This is a genomic window from Paraburkholderia caledonica NBRC 102488 (assembly GCF_000685095.1).
GTDB classification, from domain to species: Bacteria; Pseudomonadota; Gammaproteobacteria; order Burkholderiales; family Burkholderiaceae; genus Paraburkholderia; species Paraburkholderia caledonica.
Window position 1 is genome coordinate 1 of the sequence record NZ_BAYE01000008.1, and the last position, 16,557, is coordinate 16,557.

At 62.4% G+C, this 16,557-nt stretch carries 10 protein-coding genes; 2 read left to right on the forward strand and 8 right to left on the reverse strand.

What is annotated here, in order from left to right; all coding sequences use genetic code 11:
* Positions 1–480 precede the first annotated feature (480 nt).
* Positions 481–2,475 (forward strand): RNA polymerase sigma factor RpoD, encoded by a 1,995-nt coding sequence (rpoD, locus tag BCA01S_RS17620; protein WP_027778030.1) that lies wholly within the window; start codon positions 481–483, stop codon positions 2,473–2,475.
* Between the two features lie 96 nt (positions 2,476–2,571).
* Here rpoD and BCA01S_RS17625 read toward each other — a convergent pair whose 3' ends face one another.
* From BCA01S_RS17625 to BCA01S_RS17660, 8 genes are all read right to left on the reverse strand, one after another.
* Entirely contained in the window at positions 2,572–2,964 is a 393-nt protein-coding gene (locus BCA01S_RS17625; RefSeq protein ID WP_027778031.1) for a hypothetical protein, read from the reverse strand.
* Between the two features lie 279 nt (positions 2,965–3,243).
* On the reverse strand, positions 3,244–4,044 hold the full coding sequence (locus BCA01S_RS17630; protein WP_027778032.1) for a YfaP family protein: 801 nt from the start codon (positions 4,042–4,044) through the stop codon (positions 3,244–3,246).
* Positions 4,045–4,066: 22 nt separating this feature from the next.
* A complete protein-coding gene (locus BCA01S_RS17635; protein ID WP_027778033.1) occupies positions 4,067–4,951 on the reverse strand; it encodes a YfaP family protein in 885 nt (294 codons plus the stop codon).
* Entirely contained in the window at positions 4,948–6,750 is a 1,803-nt protein-coding gene (locus tag BCA01S_RS17640) for a DUF2300 domain-containing protein (RefSeq protein WP_027778034.1), read from the reverse strand. The genes BCA01S_RS17635 and BCA01S_RS17640 overlap by 4 nt, the downstream gene beginning before the upstream one ends.
* A 12-nt stretch (positions 6,751–6,762) precedes the next feature.
* Positions 6,763–11,571, reverse strand: a complete 4,809-nt coding sequence (locus BCA01S_RS17645; RefSeq protein ID WP_027778035.1) for an alpha-2-macroglobulin family protein — start codon at positions 11,569–11,571, stop codon at positions 6,763–6,765.
* Positions 11,568–12,314, reverse strand: coding sequence for a DUF1175 domain-containing protein (locus BCA01S_RS17650; protein ID WP_042318869.1), 747 nt, complete (start codon positions 12,312–12,314; stop codon positions 11,568–11,570). Before BCA01S_RS17650 ends, BCA01S_RS17645 begins: the two co-directional genes overlap by 4 nt.
* Positions 12,314–14,107 carry a DUF2138 domain-containing protein gene (locus tag BCA01S_RS17655; RefSeq protein ID WP_027778037.1) on the reverse strand — a complete coding sequence of 598 codons (1,794 nt, stop codon included), beginning with the start codon at positions 14,105–14,107 and terminating at the stop codon, positions 12,314–12,316. Before BCA01S_RS17655 ends, BCA01S_RS17650 begins: the two co-directional genes overlap by 1 nt.
* Before the next feature lie 533 nt (positions 14,108–14,640).
* Entirely contained in the window at positions 14,641–15,483 is an 843-nt protein-coding gene (locus BCA01S_RS17660) for an HTD2 family dehydratase (protein WP_027778038.1), read from the reverse strand.
* A gap of 244 nt (positions 15,484–15,727) precedes the next feature.
* Here BCA01S_RS17660 and BCA01S_RS17665 point away from each other — a divergent pair, with 244 nt between their 5' ends.
* Entirely contained in the window at positions 15,728–16,555 is an 828-nt protein-coding gene (locus BCA01S_RS17665; protein ID WP_027778039.1) for a 2OG-Fe(II) oxygenase, read from the forward strand.
* Positions 16,556–16,557 lie beyond the last annotated feature (2 nt).

The window sequence follows — 16,557 nt, forward strand, 5'->3', positions numbered from 1 at the left end:
GCGAGTGACAGGTCGTCAACCCCCTTCGACGAATTTTCTTTCACAGAAGCGCCAATCGGCGCGCAAAGCGTTCGCCCTACATATAGGCCTTCGGTCCGCAGAGGAACGCAGTCGTGTGAACACGAACAAGTTGGTCTATAGTCGGGAGTCTGCCGTCCGTCGGGAGAGAACTGCTCGTTGTTGCAGCAAACTTTTTGCACGCCGCTTCGCGCCCCACTGGCGGACAGTGCACGGATCTGCGGCAACAGCGTGCGACGAATTGCTGCGCACAATGCGCGCGAAGGCGCAAGCTCGTATATAATGCGAGCCGCGCGAATTTCGCACATTTCTATCGGCCCGCTCCAAGCGGGCTCATCTTTTTGCTCCCCAGAGCACACAGCCATATAACCGCGTTGAGTCACTCAGGTGATGTTGAGCCATGCTCGAAACGCCTGACGGTCGCGTCTTGCGTCTCATAGCGAAGCCTCTCGAGGAGAATACGTGAACCCTTTTGATCGCGAAGATTCGCAACACGAAACCGCAGCCTACACGAAGGCTCCGTCGGGCCGTACGCCCAAGGGCAAAGGCGCGGGCAAAGCGATCCCCGTCGCGGCCGAGCTGCTGCCGCAGCAAGCCGAAGAACGTCAGCGCCAGATGCGCGCGCTGATCCAGCTGGGCAAGGAGCAAGGTTACCTGACCCACGCGCAGATCAATGACCACCTGCCCGATAACTTCGCGCAAACCGCGGCGATCGACAGCATCGTCAGCGCGTTCAACGACATGGGCGTGCAGGTCTACGAGCAGGCCCCCGACGCGGAAACGCTGCTGCTGAACTCGAACGCCCCGGCAGTCGTTTCCGACGATCAGGCGGACGAAGAAACCGAAGTCGCGTTGTCGACCGTAGACTCCGAGTTCGGCCGCACGACCGACCCCGTGCGCATGTACATGCGCGAAATGGGCGCGACCGAGTTATTGACGCGCGCGGGCGAGATCGCGATTGCGAAGCGTATCGAAGACGGTCTGCATGAAATGGTGCAGGCCATTGCCGCATGCCCGCTCGCAATTTCCGCGATCCTGGCAAGCGCCCAGCAGGTTGCGGACGGCGAGTTGCGAATCGACGAACTGGTCGACGGTCTCAACGAAGACAACATCGCGGCGGAAGAAGAGACCGTGAGCGCCGAAGCCACAGCAGACGTGGACTCGGACGCGGAAGAAGACGACGACAGCGATAGCGACGACGACGTCGGCCCGGCCGATTCGTCTGCAGCAGACGAAGCGCGTCTGAAGCAGCTTACGAGCGACTGCCTGGAGATCTTCGCGCAAGTCGGCATTCTGTACGACCAGATGAACGCGTCGCACACTCGCGGCGACGTCAGCTCCAAGGCATATCAGCGCGCGCGCGAAGAAATTCAGCAACATCTCGCGAAAATCCGCTTCACGGCGCGCACCATCGACCGTCTGTGCGGCGACGTGCAGCATCAGGTCGCGCAGGTTCGCGCAATCGAACGCAACATTCTGCAGATCGTCGTGACGAAGAGCGGCATGCCGCGCGAGAAGTTCATCGAATCGTTCGCGGGTCATGAAGCCGATCTCGGCTGGACCGAGCGCGCAGCACGCGGCACGACCTCGTACGGCGCCGCGCTCGAGCGTCACCTGCCGGCAATTCAGTCGGAACAGCAAAAGCTGATCGACATCGAAGCCACCGTCTCGCTGCCGCTCAAGCACCTGAAAGAGATCAACCGCCAGATGGTCGCGGCTGAATCGAAGATGCGCAAAGCCAAGAGCGAAATGATCGAGGCGAACCTGCGTCTCGTCATTTCCATCGCGAAGAAGTACGTGAATCGCGGCATGCTTTTCCTCGACCTGATTCAGGAAGGCAACATCGGCCTGATGAAAGCGGTGGACAAGTTCGAATACCGCCGCGGCTGGAAGTTTTCCACGTACGCAACGTGGTGGGTCCGTCAGGCCGTGACGCGTTCGCTCGCCGATCAGGCGCGCACGATCCGCGTGCCGGTGCACATGATCGAAACGATCAACAAGCTGAACCGCATCTCGCGTGAAATCCTGCAGCAGACCGGTCAGGAAGCGCACCCGTCGGTGCTGGCCGAGCGCATGGACCTGTCGGAAGAGAAAGTGCGCGGCATCCTCAAGATCGCCAAGCAGCCGGTGTCGATGGAAACGCCGGTTGGCGACGACGGCGACGCCACGCTCGGCGACATGATCGAAGACTCGGCGGCATCGTCGCCGGCAGACGCTGCAATGCAGGCCGACCTTCGCGCCGCAATCGACGATGCGCTCGATTCGCTGTCGCCGCGCGAAGCGAAGGTGCTGCGTATGCGCTACGGCATCAACACGAAGTCGGACCACACGCTGGAAGAAGTGGGCAAGCAGTTCGACGTCACGCGTGAGCGCATCCGCCAGATCGAAAGCAAGGCCATGCGCAAGCTGATGCATCCGAGCCGTGCCGATCGACTCAAGTCGTTCCTCGACCGCTGATCCAGCAAGCCTGACTCTGTTTCACCGCCCTTGCCGTGCGCCATGCACGGCAAGCGCACTTCCCGCCTCAAGCTTCAGAATCCCACCGTTCTCAACTCAAATAAGCAGCGAGATGATCCCGCCAAGGGTGATGCCCGCCGCCAGCCAGCGTCCCGCCGTGTAGAAAGCGTTGCGCGCTTCGTGCGGCTGATCTGGCCGTTCCAGCCCGAGCGTGCCATACGCAAACGACTTCACAGCGGACGAATCCGTCGCCGATGCGCCCTCGCCTTCCGCACCGGCCGCGCTCGTGCCAGCAACTACATTCGTGTCGTGAGCCGCCGCAGCAGCGCCTTCCGTGGAGATACGCACAGCCTCGTCCTGCTCCGACGCATTCGAGGTAGCAGACCGCGCGGTGGCGTCACTGTCGCCAGTGACGGGCGTTGACGACGCACTCCGTGTAGTGCGGTCAGTTGCTTGTCGTGTTGACGGCAACGCACTGTCGATTTGCATTGCAACCTCCGTTCGTTTCTTCTAGGCGTTCGGCGTAGCGCCGGATACAGGCTCTATCGACCGGGACCGGTTGAAACTTGAAGTCCTGTAAGGCACGGTAAGCGCAGACGCGCGTGCCAGCAACGATGCGTTCCGCCCCGCATGATGTTGTCCACAGAAACTGTTCAGAAGGCTGTGGATATCCTGCGCAAGAGTAGTCCAAGTGCCTGAGCGCGCACAGTTTTCGTCCTCTGCACGCGGCAAGTCTGGAGTCAGAAACGAACGGCAACGCGGCTGCGCTCAAGGCATCACAAACGTCTTCACTAGCGTCAGTTCGCCGGCTTTGCGCATCGGCACGCGGATCGTCTCGCTCTTTTCGTTCGGCGTGTTTTCATTGGTGATGATCGTCACTTGAGCGACGGTCATGTCGCTTCGGTCGCTACCTCTGCCGTAGTAATTTACGAAGACAAGATAGGTGCCCTTCAGCGGCGCGGCCGATGAATAAATCTCCGGCCCATAACCCGTCGTAACGTCGACGTCGAGCGCGCCGCCGTTCGCCACGACGCGCTCGCCGTACCACGCATGCGCGCCGTCCGGCGATACCACGTGCAGGTCGAGATCCGTGCCGTCCGTGTCCCACGCGAGCAATACGCGCAGCTTCGGCTGCGTCTTGCCGCCATAGGCGTCATAGAACTGAACGCGCTTGCGGCTGCCGTCCGGCGCGCGCAATTCAACTCCATTGCTGCCCGCAGGAAACGCATAGGGCCGCGAGAACTTGCCGTCCTCCTCTACACGCTGCGGCAACGGCGTGCCGTCGACCACCAGCGTGCCCACGGTCTTGCCCTTTCTTTTCGGTGCATTACGAATCTGCCCTTCGATCAGCGCAAGCTTCGACTGCCCTTCCGGCGCCGCTACGGACACCGCCGGATAATGCACGTCTTGCGTATAGCGTTCGCTGTCGCCGCTCGTATTGCGCCAGCCGTTTAGCGGCGCAGCGAAGTCGATATCGCTTGCATGCGCGGCCGACGCGCCAAGCAAGCAGGCGAGAACCAGCAAGCTGCGGCCAGCCGCGTTCATCCATCCCGTCGTTTTGGGCTTCATCGTGACTGCTCCCGCCCCGCTTTCATAGTCGCTCGCTCTTCACGAGCATGAGGTCGCCGATTTTGCGCAGCGGCACAACCATGGTTTCACGCCGCTCGTTCGGCGTATTTTCGTTGAAGACCAGCGTCAACGTCGCCGTGATTACGTCGCGGTCGTGCGCGGACGCGTCAAAGTTGTAGCCGGTCGTATCAAAGTTGCCCCAGTAATTGAGAAAGAACAGCCACGTGCCACGCTCAGGCGCCGCCGATGAAAATATCCCCGGCCCCGCGCCGTCCACCGAGTCGACGTCGAAGCCGCTGCCGTCCTCGAGCGTCGGATTGGCGAAGAAAGCGTGCAGGCCGCCCGGCGTGATCACATGCAAATCGACCTGAGCGTGAGGATCGTCCCACGTGACGATTGCGCGCAGCTTCGCCTGCGGCTTGCTGGTGTCCGCTTCATAGAACTGCATGCGCTGATGCTGCCTGCCGTCGGCAGAAATGAGTTCGATACTGTTCGAGCCCGCACCGAACGCCCACGGCCGCGCGAATGCGCCTTCGTCGTCGGTGTAGAGCGGCGTCGGATTGCCGTTGACCACGAGCGTCGGCGGCTTGCGCGCGTGTTTGTCGATACGCTTCAGGCGTCCCTCGATCAATGTGCGGTAACGCTGTGCGCCACGATCGACCGGCGGCCGCGGATACGCCGCGACGTATTGCTCGCCCTCATTCGTCAGCCCGCTATGACGCCAGCCGCCGAACGAACCGGTGAGATCGGCGACGCCGCCGTCGGTACTAGCAGCGCGGGCCGGTGTCACGACGCCTGTGCCGAACACGCCGAATGCAGTGACAGCAACGAGCAGCACGGCGCGCAGGCGAACCCGCCGCAGCACTGAAGGCCGGCTCAACGAAAATAAGGAGGTGACGTGGTTCATTGGATCGGATTGTCGGTACGAATCAGCATGCGGGCGGTGCGCTCGACAAAATCTTCGTCGAGCCCACGCGGATGATGCTGAAACGCGAGGTGAACATATTCATGCGCCAACGCGATGCGATCCTCTTCCGTTTGCAAGCGATACACATAGACGCGATTGCGCTGCGCGTCCGCGTACGGACGCCCTTCGCGAACGGCACACACGGCCGGCAGGTCGGGCGTCTCGTATCCAGCCGCACCATCCATGCGCCGCGCCCAGGAAGGCGCATTGCGCTCCAGCCACTCGCGCGCGCCGGTCACCGCGATGCAATCGCCGGACAAGGGACTTTGAAACGAAGTCAGCGTGGCTTGCGGCCATGTGCGGGCAAGGATCGCATCGAACGTCAGGCCAGTTTGCGCGGATGCTTTCGCGGCAAGCCAGCTCATTTGCCCTGCCGCGGCCTTGTCGTGGTGATACTGGACAGGCACGCCGGTCAGCACGAGCGCGTCGGTCATATCAGCGGCACCACGCGCCGCCGCAGTCGGCGCGCGAGGCAGAACGCGCTGGGTGTTGCTGCTATCGTCGATACGCAAACAGCCGTGATCGTGTACGCCGTGCTGCACGGCGTAAGTGCGCGCCGCCACGGCGAGCGCCTTGGCCGCTTCCGGCTGCGCCGTATCGCCTTCGCGCTCGACTACGCGCGCCACATAGTCGTTCATGCCAAAGCGGCCGATCACTTGCGGCGCTCCCGCAGCGCTATGGTCGAGCCGCAACTCGCCGCGGCTCGTCAGTCGCGTCCAGTTGCCGTTCACAAAGCCAACGCGAAACTCGCCGTTCAGCAGCCCGTCAGCCACCGTCGTGGGTCCTTTCTGGCCGAGCACTTCTCGAATCGGATAGCGGCTGAAGAAATCGACGACGACACATGCGCCGTCATCGGGCACGGTGACTCGCGTGAGAAGCGGCGCAATGCGCGGTGCAGCCAACGCGAGCACGCGTGCGCTGCCGCCGGGACCGCCGAGCCAGACCGGCGTGCCATCCGCTAGCCAGCCTGCGGCGCCGCCCACCGATGCCCCTGGCCGGGCCGTATCGGGCATCGTCCAGGTTTTCGCGCGCAGCAGGCTGCCGTAGAGCGACACCGTTCCTTCGCCGCGCCCGCTCGTCAGCACCGAGACCAGCGTGCTGGCCGCCGCTTCGCGTGGGCGTGCGGGCATCGCCTGCAATGCGGCAAGCAGTTGCACGACGGGCACACGATACGTCGGCGTCATCGCGCGAAGGTCGCGCAGCCAGGCGGGTGCGTGTACCGCTGTCCAATACTTGCGCCAGTCGGCGGGATCGAGTTGCAGACGCCCCGGTTCGAAAAAGAGACCGCACGATTTCACGAGCGCATGCTCGCGATCGACGTGACCGCCCGTCATGCAGCAATACACTTCTTCGGGATCGCCGCCGCTGCATGTGTAGTCTGGCGTTGCGATATTTCGATCCACCAGATAGCCGTAGACAAACAGCTTCCACACGCTGCCAAGCGGCGTTTCCAGCGTGGCGGGCAACGGCAGCGCGGATTGCGGAGACAGGCCGCTAACGGCGCCGTCGACGTCGGCTTGCCACAGCTGGCTTTGCCCATCGCGCAACCACGCGAAGCGCAATGTCTGTTTCGACGCCGGCTGAAATGAAGCCGGCCCGGCCGCATACGCGCGTTCGAGTGTGACGCCGCAGCTCATGCACACCGCGCACACGGCAGCCACCGTGCCCACGGCGACCGCGATCCGCAGCATCATCGCTGCAAGAAGATCGCGGACAGTCCGGAAAAGCGCGTGGAACATGGTCTGTGTCGCTTACTGGATGCGCAACGAAGTCACGCGATCGCTCTTGCCGCCTTCGAACGCCTTCGCGTCCGGTTGATACATGCGGAAATAGCGCGCGGGCGGCAATGCGAATGTGCCCGGCAATGCGAAGCGCACCAGTTGCCGCAACGCGACTGGCCGATCGAGCAACGGCACCGGCTGGTGATACGAGAGCTCACCCATTTCATACGATGCAGCACGCGCGAACGGTTGCGGGCCGCTCTCGCCTTCCTTCTCGCCAGGCAAGCCCTCGATCGACACGCCCCAACTCGTCGCTTCGACGCTCGCGCCCGGCGGCAGCGGCACATCGAGCAGGCCGTAGTGATACGCGTTGCCCGAGCGCGGCGTGAGCGTGACTTCGTCGACGTACAGTGCATTGCTGTCGATCGCGTCGCCCGATTTCACGAGACGCGCTGTGAACGCGGAGCGCCCCACATTGCTCTCGCCTGCGCCCTGCTTTTTAGGAGCGGGTTTTACCTCGACCGGTTCGAGCTTGTACAAGCGGCGGGCGACGCCGATGTTCAAGCGGCTGTCTTCGCTCGTATGACTGCGGAACGAGACGATTGCGCTGACGTCCGTGCGTGCGACTCCTGCGTCGAGTGTGGACGGCACACCAGCAGCGGTCCATTTCCAGAGTGTTGTGCCGGTCGGCGTTGCGGCGCGCGTCCAGCCCGGGCCTTGCAGCGACGGCAACGAACCAGCCGCCACATCGCCGCCGAGCGCCTTGCGCAGCCATAGCAGCGTCAGTGCGCGGTCGAGCGTCGGGTAATCGGCGCTGCTTCTTGCAAGCAATGCAGATGCATCGACGCTCGCGCCTTCGCCGGACATGGCAAGCAGGCTTTGCACGAGCGGCGCAGGATCGTTGCTCAACGAGACACGCGCGGCGCTCGATGCAGCATCGAAACCGTCCGGCGTCTGCGCGCCCGTCGCGCGCGCCATGTTCGCGATCAGCAGCATCGTCATCTCCTTGCCGCGCGGCGAATCGGCCTGTGCAAAGACGATGCTGTCCGACGCGCCATACGTAGCATTAGCGGCGTTGCGAGCCGGCGCGGCGGCGGTGGCCGCCGCGTCGCTCATCAGGTCGGCGGCCACGCCCGAGACCGGCGTCGCGATCGGCAAGCCCATCTGCTGCATGAACCACAGCGCCAACGCGCGATGAAGCAGTGGCTCTTTAGCGCCGGCGTCGCGATAAACCTCCATCGCGTGTTGCCAGTTCGCGGCCGGCAGGCTGATGCCGAGGCTGCGGCTCGCGAGCCAGTCCGCGTAATACGCGTAGGCCGTGATCAGCGCGCTGCCGCCGGTCGTATCGCCCCACCAGCCGAACGTGCCGCCGACGCCCGCAAGCATAGCCAGACGTTGCCGCTGGTTGCGCAACAGCGCTTCGATTCCTTGCGTCGAACTCGCGTTGTCGCCGCGCCCGATCGCGTCGTGCGCGAGCGCGAGCGGAATCAAGCGGCTCGATGTCTGTTCGGCGCAGCCATACGGGTAGTTGATCAGGTCGTCGGCCACGCGCAAGAACTGGCTCGCTGCGCTGCCGACGAAACGCACGCTCACGTCCTGCGCGTCTTGCGGCAGGTTGAGCGGCTTGCCCGAGCCGTCAAGCGCGACAGTGTTCTGATGAACATCGAGCCAGCCGCTCGCGTCGAGACGAATCGTGGTCTGCAAGCGGTCCACATCCTTGTCGCCCTTGCGCAAGGTCGCGTTGACCACGCCGGCCTTCAGCGCGCCGCTCGGCAGACGCAGATAATTCGCGCCACGCTTAAGCGTGACCTTCTGATTGAGCGACAGGCCGCCGCCTTCTACCAGCCACTGCGCGTCCATGTCCGCATCGGTCTGGTTGAAGGCGATCATGTCGATAGCCGGCTGGTCGTTGATGCGGAAATGCGACGGCCCGCTCCACTTCAGATACAGCGCCTTGTCGGAGCGCACGTATGCGGTGCGCTGGCCGACCATGCCATCGGGCGCGGCCGCGCGCACGGTGATGCGCCAGCGCGCGAGCGAGTCGGGCATTTTGAACGTCATGGTGGCGTGACCATTGGCGTCGGTTTTCAGATTGCCTTCCCAGGCGGCCGTATCCTGATCGTCACGGCGCGGGCGTTCGAGCACTTTCACGCCGCGCTCGTTGAAATTCGCCCGTTGCGGCCCGCCCGGCGCACCCTTGAGCGGCGAACGCGCCAGGTCGTAAGTGATGAACGACAGACTTGACGACGTCCGCACGTTATTACGCCGCGGGTGATAGAAAAAGTCGACGATGTTCGGCGCAATCTCCGGCTGCAGCACATAGACCATTTCATCGACCACGCTCACCGTCAGATTCGCCGCTTCCGGTTTGCCGTTCAACGTGCTGTCGAAATTCAGGGTGACGGTATCGCCTGGACCGTACACAGGCTTGTCGCTGTTCACGTTCAATTCGATTTGCGGCTGTGCCACCACGATGCCCGCGTTCTGGAATGCGTATTCGCCTGCATGCACGTACAGCACTGAGAAGGTCATGTTGGGCGCGAAGTCTTCGCCGACCTTGATACGCGCCTTCCATTGAGACGGCGTCACGCGCTGCAGTTGCAACCAGTCGCCGCCCGTGCTCAACAGCGCGCGTCGTTCGACGTTGTCGCGTTCGAGCGTCAGCAACGCATCGTCGACGGGCAGCGGGAATGTGATCAGCGCTTCCGCCGTGTCGCCAATCTTGTACCGGTCGCGATCGAACACGATCTCGACGCTACCTGGAATCGCCTTCAGGCCGTCGCCCGCGACCCAATGGCTAACGGCGGCGAGCAGGTTGCCCGCGTCGTCCTTGACCGACAACATGTACGAACCCGGCTGATCGAATGGCACCGCGAACGACAGCTTGCCGCCAGCGCCGTTCGGCGCGCTTTTCAACGCGCCTTCGGCTTGCGTCTGCGATTCGAGGCGCGTCCATTCCCATTTCGCCGGCACATGCGCGGCCGGGTCGACCGCGGCCAGCGCCTGCAAGTCGAAGCTCACCGATTCCTTCGGCTGCGAAAACGACTTCGACGTAGTCAACCGGTACGGCGTCGCGCCGCGCGCGATCAAGACTTCGCGCGTCACTCGCACCTTGTATGCGGCGCGGTCTTGCGCGAACAGCGTCAGCGCATACCGGCTCGGTTCGGTCGCTGCGGGCAGCGTCAGGCTCGCGTTGCCTTCGCTATCCGTCTTGAGTTCCTGCTGTTCGAGCTTGACCGGGAAGAGTCCCGCATAGTGCAGTTCACCATCGACAATCGTCACTTTCTGCGCGCGCAGCGTGACTGAGATCTTGCTGTCGCGCACCGGCTTGCCGTCCGGATAGCGCAGCTGGATCTTGCCCTTCAACGGCTCGCCGGTCGCGTAGTCGGCTTTGTCCATTGAAAGATTGACGTCGAAGTGCGGCTTCACATATTCAGCAACGCGAAACGCGCTGCCATACACATCGCCGTTGTAGTCGAACCGCAGCGTATAGCCGCCAGCGCTTGCGTCTGCGGGCAGCGAAAACGACGTGTCCGCGCCGGTATCCGAAGCGAAATGCGTCTTCGCCGTTGCAACCGGCGAGCCGTTCGGGTCGAGCACTTCGAGCTTGATGTCGGCCTCGGCAGGCGCCGACGATTGAGTCGCGTTCTGAAACGTTCGACCAATAAATTTCACATGGACCGGATCGCCTGGCCGGTACATCGGCCGATCCGTAACGGCGTAGATTTTGGTGTTGTAGATCTCGCTGTCGTAATAGAAATTCTCCGAGACGAACACGCCGCCCTGCGGATCGACACCGAGTACATAGCTGCGCTCCGGGCTCACGTGTTGCAGCACGAGCGCGCCGTCGTTGCCCGTCGTGCCGCTTTGCAACACACCTACGCCGTCGGTCCAGTTCACTTGCGTGTTAGCGACCGGCTTGCCGCTATCGCGCCGCGTGGTCCACACCAGCATTCCGCTCGATGCCGCTTTCACGACCGCCACTGTATCCGACACGAACAGCAACGTATGAGCGCGATAGTTGCCGATCACCGACTCGACGATATAGAGGCCCGGCGGCAGCTTGCCGACCGGAATCATTACGTTACCGGAGCTCGTCTCGATAAAGTTACTGCTGCTGCCCGCGAGGTTCACGCCCTTGGGCGGCTCGATCACTTTCGCGTCCCAGATCGGATAGCGAAAACGCGCGACCATGTCATAGCCTTTCAGCGGGGCGAACTGCGAGTTCTGCTCGAACTGCGTCTGCTTGCCGGTCTGTTCGCCGAGCTTGAATTGCGGCGCGGCTTGGGTTGCCTTGCTGCGGGTGGCGAACGAGAGCACACGCTGCCATGCGCGGCGCGCCTCGGTGAACCAGCGGTCCCACAGATAAGCCAGCGTGTTCGCGAGGCCTTCGCCCTGATAATTCGGCGCGACATTCAGCCGATGCAGATTCTTTTGCGCCTTCAGAAACTCGAGCGGCTTTGGCACCCGATACACGACGATGTCCGCACCGCCGTATGCCTGCAATGCGTCCTTGAAATCGCGGCCGGGCGCCTCAAGCCGGACCTGCGCAAGCTGATTGCTGCCGAAGCTCGCATCCGAGAGGAGAAAGAAGGGTTGACCGTCCACTTTCTGCGAGGCGAAGTTGCTCGACGGCGCTGGATTGAGCGTCGGATTCGCGGCGATGCTGGCATCTGCCGATGCCGCCGACGCTGCCAACGCGTCGTCGCCCGCGCGCGCGGTGCCGCTTGCGGTGGCCAGCGCAATCGCCACAAACAGCGCGGCCTTGGCAACGGTCGCGCGACCGCGCATAGGCTTCAGCCATTTGCAAGTCGCGATCACAGAGCTCATTCGGGTCATGGTGTCAAAAAGTCCAAACGAAACACGCCGACAAAATTCGGATTGCCGTCGAGCGGCTGCCAGCGGGAATCTTTCCATTGCATCAGGTCGGAAACGGCGACCGCGCGCAGACCGGTATCGGTCGGCGTGACGGTGCCTGTGTGATAAGCGATGTAGCGATCGAGCCAGATCATCAGATGCTGGTCGTCGCCCTGGTCGAAGAACAGCAGGTCGCCGGGCAGTGCCTGGTTGACGTCTTTCGAAACGAAGCGGCTATTGCGTTGAATCAGCGCGATGGCCGACGCGTATGCGCCAGTGGAACCGTCGAGTTGCGTCCAGCGATTCGCGATCATGCGCTGCGCCGCGGACAACTGCAGTTCGGGCGGCAGGCTGCTCGTGTCGGCAAGGCCGGTCATGCCGTTGGCGTGCAGCCATTTGCTGTCGTGTGCTCGCAGCGTCTCGCCGACGGCAAAGCGCACTAGCCCCGCACAATCGCGTTGCGTCCAACGCGGCGTTGGCCCGCGGCGCATCTGCTGGTCGACGATGCGGGTGAACCACGCGCGAAACACAGCCGATTGCTGCGCGGTGAGCGCGTCGGCCTCGGGACCGGTAGCGCCTGGACTCAGCGCGTGGGCATAAGGCGCGACGCTCGCTGCTGCAAACGTCGCGGTCATGCGCAACAGCCATGCACGGCGTGAAGCCGCCACGACGCGTGAAGTCGCCGCAACGCTTGAAGTCGCGCCGGCTAAGCGAAGGCGACGCATTAATCGCCCTCTGTGCCAGGCTGATCTGCGGATGCTTGCGGCGAGTCGTTAGCCGAACCCGCATCGCCTTTCGCGCGATCGAACCACCACTCCACCGGTACCCAGCCGGTCGAGCCTGGCAAGGTTTGCGGCAGCGTCAGCGAAACCGGTGGATAGTGTGCGAGCGCGCGCAGCTTTGGCGTGAGATGCGTACGCGAGGCGTTGCGGAACACAGCCTCCTGATCGGCGGGCAGTGCGGCGCCAGCTTCGCGTTCGATCAGTGCTGCAGCGGACGAAGGCGTCAGCGTCAGAATGGTGCGCGGCAAACGCTCAGGAGCAAGCGTGTCTGCAAGCGCTGGGTAACGCTTGTCGAGCACTGCCAGCGTGTCGTCGACGAGACGTGAGTCGGGCGAGAAGATCAGATAGCCGTGCGCGAGCGCAAGCGTCACCGGGAAATAGCGCTCGGCCGATAGCTGCGACGCGAACGACGCTCTACTGCTCGACGCCGTGCCCGAACGCGCGCTGACCGGCCGCTGCCAGACGGTGACGTCTGCACCCAGGTCGCGCCTCGTGACCGGCAGACGGCGATAGCCGGCGTCGTTGCCGTCCGTCTTTGCGGCCTTTGCCTCATACGCACCAATCACGTCACCGAATGTTTTGTCGAGGGCGGTCTTTAGCGCAATGAGCGAGGCCGCGTCCTGTGTCTTGTCCTGCGTTTTAACTTGAGCGATGAAAACCGGCGCGACCAGCGTGGATTTCGCATACCAGCACACCGCTGCGGGCCCCGTCAGACGATCGCCGATTGCCCCAGCGGCGTCCGCCCCATTGGCCACCTTGCCAAGCAGTGCCGATGCCTCCTTCCAATCCGCGGGCAGGCTCGCGCACGCTGCGGCGTTCGCCGGCAATGCGTGCCACAAGGCCGCGCTGTTCCACTGCTGCGGCAGTTTGCCCGGCTCGATCAAGGCCGAGGTCCGCCAGGTCGCAGGCGCGCTGCCATTCGGCGAGAAGTCGAACCGCAGCGCGTCGATGCCCGAAAAGAACGCCTGATAACCGAACGACAGGTAATTCGCCGACACCACCAGACGATGCCCCTTCGGCGCGTCTCCCGAAGCATCCAGTTGATATGCGCGTGCGGCGGCGTCGCGACCGGACGACAGCATGTCGGACACAGCGTCGGCGCGTTCGCCCAACAGGCCGCCCTTTTCGTCGAGCAGAACGCCGGGCGCGGACAGCACGACGAGGCGATCGTCTTTCGTCGCGAACAGCAGCGTTCGGCCAACTGCGAGCTTCAACGCATAGACCGGTACATCGCCGGAGAGCCTGGCGACCTGACTCAGTTGTGTGTCGCTTGCGGCGACGTTGCCCAAGCCCTGCAACAGCTTCGCAAGACCATTGCGGCGCATCGACATGATCCAATAGCCGAGGCGGCCATCCGGCGAACGCCAGAGCAACACGTGCGCGGGTTCGTCGAACACGCGGCGGATCAATTCATCGCGCCAGTCAAGCTGATGTTCGAACGCGAGACGCCGCAATGCACCTTCAGCGGAAAGGCGCGTATTCGCCGATTCGTAGTAGTCGACGAAGTCTTGCGTGAGCACGTCGTGAAGCAGCGGCACGCGCAACATGTCGCGCGGTAAACTCGCCAGCGCTTCGCTGTCGATCACCGCGTCGGGATGATGAATGTCCAGAACCACTTCGCCCGCGTTAGTCGCCTTGCGATGTGCGAACGGACGCCACACGGCCTGAATGACGATGCCGGCCACGATCAGAAGCGCGGCCACGAGAATTGCAATCTTTTTACGCGACATCTTCATCTGAGTTTTTCTGGTTCGATGCGACGATATTAACTTTGATGCCGGCCGGATTAAGTCGCCGTGACCGATCGCTGAAGGCAGCGATGATAACCGATATTTTTAACAGCAAACCACTCGGCATTGCATTTAACAATCAGAGAGGTTTCACGCGTTCGGTGACAAGAGTTTGCACTTGATTAATGCGTCGGAAAAGGTTAGAGATTTTTTCCGCAGTCACCGCGGTTAAAAGGTCGTTCGTTCAGGCGCTATACCGCTAAGCGCCTGTGTGTGCGGGCTGCCGCTTAACTACATGGCACGTGCAAGCCAATTGCGAGCGGCGCCCCGATCATCTCATGCAGGTAGGCAACAATGCATTATGCGCATAAACGACCGTGATCCTGCGAAGTCGCCGGTTAATGCGGGACTTGCTCCTACACATTCAGAGAAATATTACTTTGATTCCCACACTGAAACCTTCGGCCGACCGGGCTTTTCATCGCGTGCGGGTTGAGGTTTCAGCCATATATAATGGTTGACACCTTGGGTTCGCGAAATTACTCAATCCCCGCTGTCGCTCGCATCGTCAAATAGCCTTCATGATCTTTTGCCCATAAATCGATGGTTTTTCCATCCGCCGAGGGCGCGCCGCACACCATGAAAGCCTGGCCTGAAAACGTCGGTCGAAGCGCCTTGAACGCAAAGCTCTGCAGCGTTGCGTCGGGTTGCTGGCGGCGAACGAGATCGACCAGCAGCGTGGCAATCAACGGCCCGTGGACCACGAGGCCAGGATAAGCCTCGACTTGCGTCGCATAGGGATAGTCGTAGTGAATGCGATGGCTGTTGAAGGTGAGCGCCGAATAGCGAAACAGCATGACGGGATCGGCCTCGATAACGCGGCTCCAACGTTCGCCCTGCGGCGCGAGTTGCGGCTGCTGAGGCCGCGCGTCTGCTAGCGGTGCGTCGCGGTAGACGATGTCGTGCTCTTCTTCGAGCTTCAGTTCGCCGCCGGCTTCAATCGAGTGCTGCACCGTGACGAACACGAGGCGCCCCGAGCGGCCTGTCTTGTCTTCAATGTTCGCAATGGTCGATGTTTGCGTGGCGCGCTCACCCACTTTTAGCGGCGCATGAAAAGTGATGCGCCCGCCGGCCCACATGCGGCGCGGCAGCGGCACCGGCGGCAGGAAATCGCCACGTTTCGGATGACCGTCCGGGCCAGTTTCGGACATCGGCGCGATCGGCAAGAAGTAGAGCCAGTGCCAAAGCGGCGGAACGGTGTCGCCGCTTTGCTCGCGATCGAGCGTCGCCGCGAGAGCCGCGAGCGGAAACGCGGTAATGTGATCTTTGGCGACTCGCTCGGTGCCGAGCCAATCATCGAGTTTCTGGTGGGAATCCGACATGGACAAGCCTCCGGTGGAGCGACCAGTTGACAGCACCTACTATGAACGACGCGACGCGCTTCGCAAAGGTTATCGTTGGGTGCTGTGACTTTTTCCTGCTCGGACCTCACCGTTTTGCCGGACACGTCGCCGGTTGATCCGCGCGCCTCCAACCTGGGGAATTGCAGCGCAAGAGTCGGAGTGCGCGGCCTGAAAGACGCGCTTACACTCAATCATCGTTCGAAAATCGTTGAGGGAGACTCTCATGAATACGGTGGCGAAAGATGCCCGCGCGCAATCGCCGGAACAGGATCGCAAAACTGAATTGAAGCCGTCGCAGAACCGCACTCATGCGAGTTCACTGACGGCGCGCATCGAGGCCGCTGACTGGTTCAACGTCGAAGAAGAACTGAACGGCTATGCCTGCGCGATGCTGCACGGGCTGCTTAATGCGCGCGAATGCGATGCCCTCACTGGGTTGTATCCCCGAGAGGACTTATACCGCAGCCGCGTGGTGATGGCGCGGCATGGCTTCGGCCGTGGTGAATACAAGTATTTCGCTTATCCGTTGCCGCCGTTGATCGGACAGTTGCGCCGCGAGTTGTATCCGCATCTCGTGCCGGTAGCGAATCGCTGGAACGAGGTGATGGGCATCGACATCCGCTATCCGGCCGGACACGCGGAGTTTATCGAGCGCTGCCACGCCGCGGGCCAGACGCGCCCGACACCGCTGATGCTCCAGTACGTGACCGACGACTACAACTGTCTGCATCAAGATCTCTACGGCGAGCACGTGTTTCCGCTACAGGTCGCAATTTTGCTGTCGGAACCCGGCGAAGATTTCACCGGCGGCGAATTCGTCATGACCGAGCAGCGTCCGCGGATGCAATCACGCACGGAGGTCGTGCCGCTGCGCAAGGGAGACGCCGTGGTGTTCGCGGTTCATCAACGGCCGGTGCAAGGCACGCGTGGTGCATATCGCGTGAATCTGCGGCACGGAGTGAGCCGTTTGAGGTCGGGACGAAGGCATACGTTGGGCGTTATTTTCCATGATGCGATGGCGTCGTCGTCCGAAGGCGTCGTCAACATGTAGTT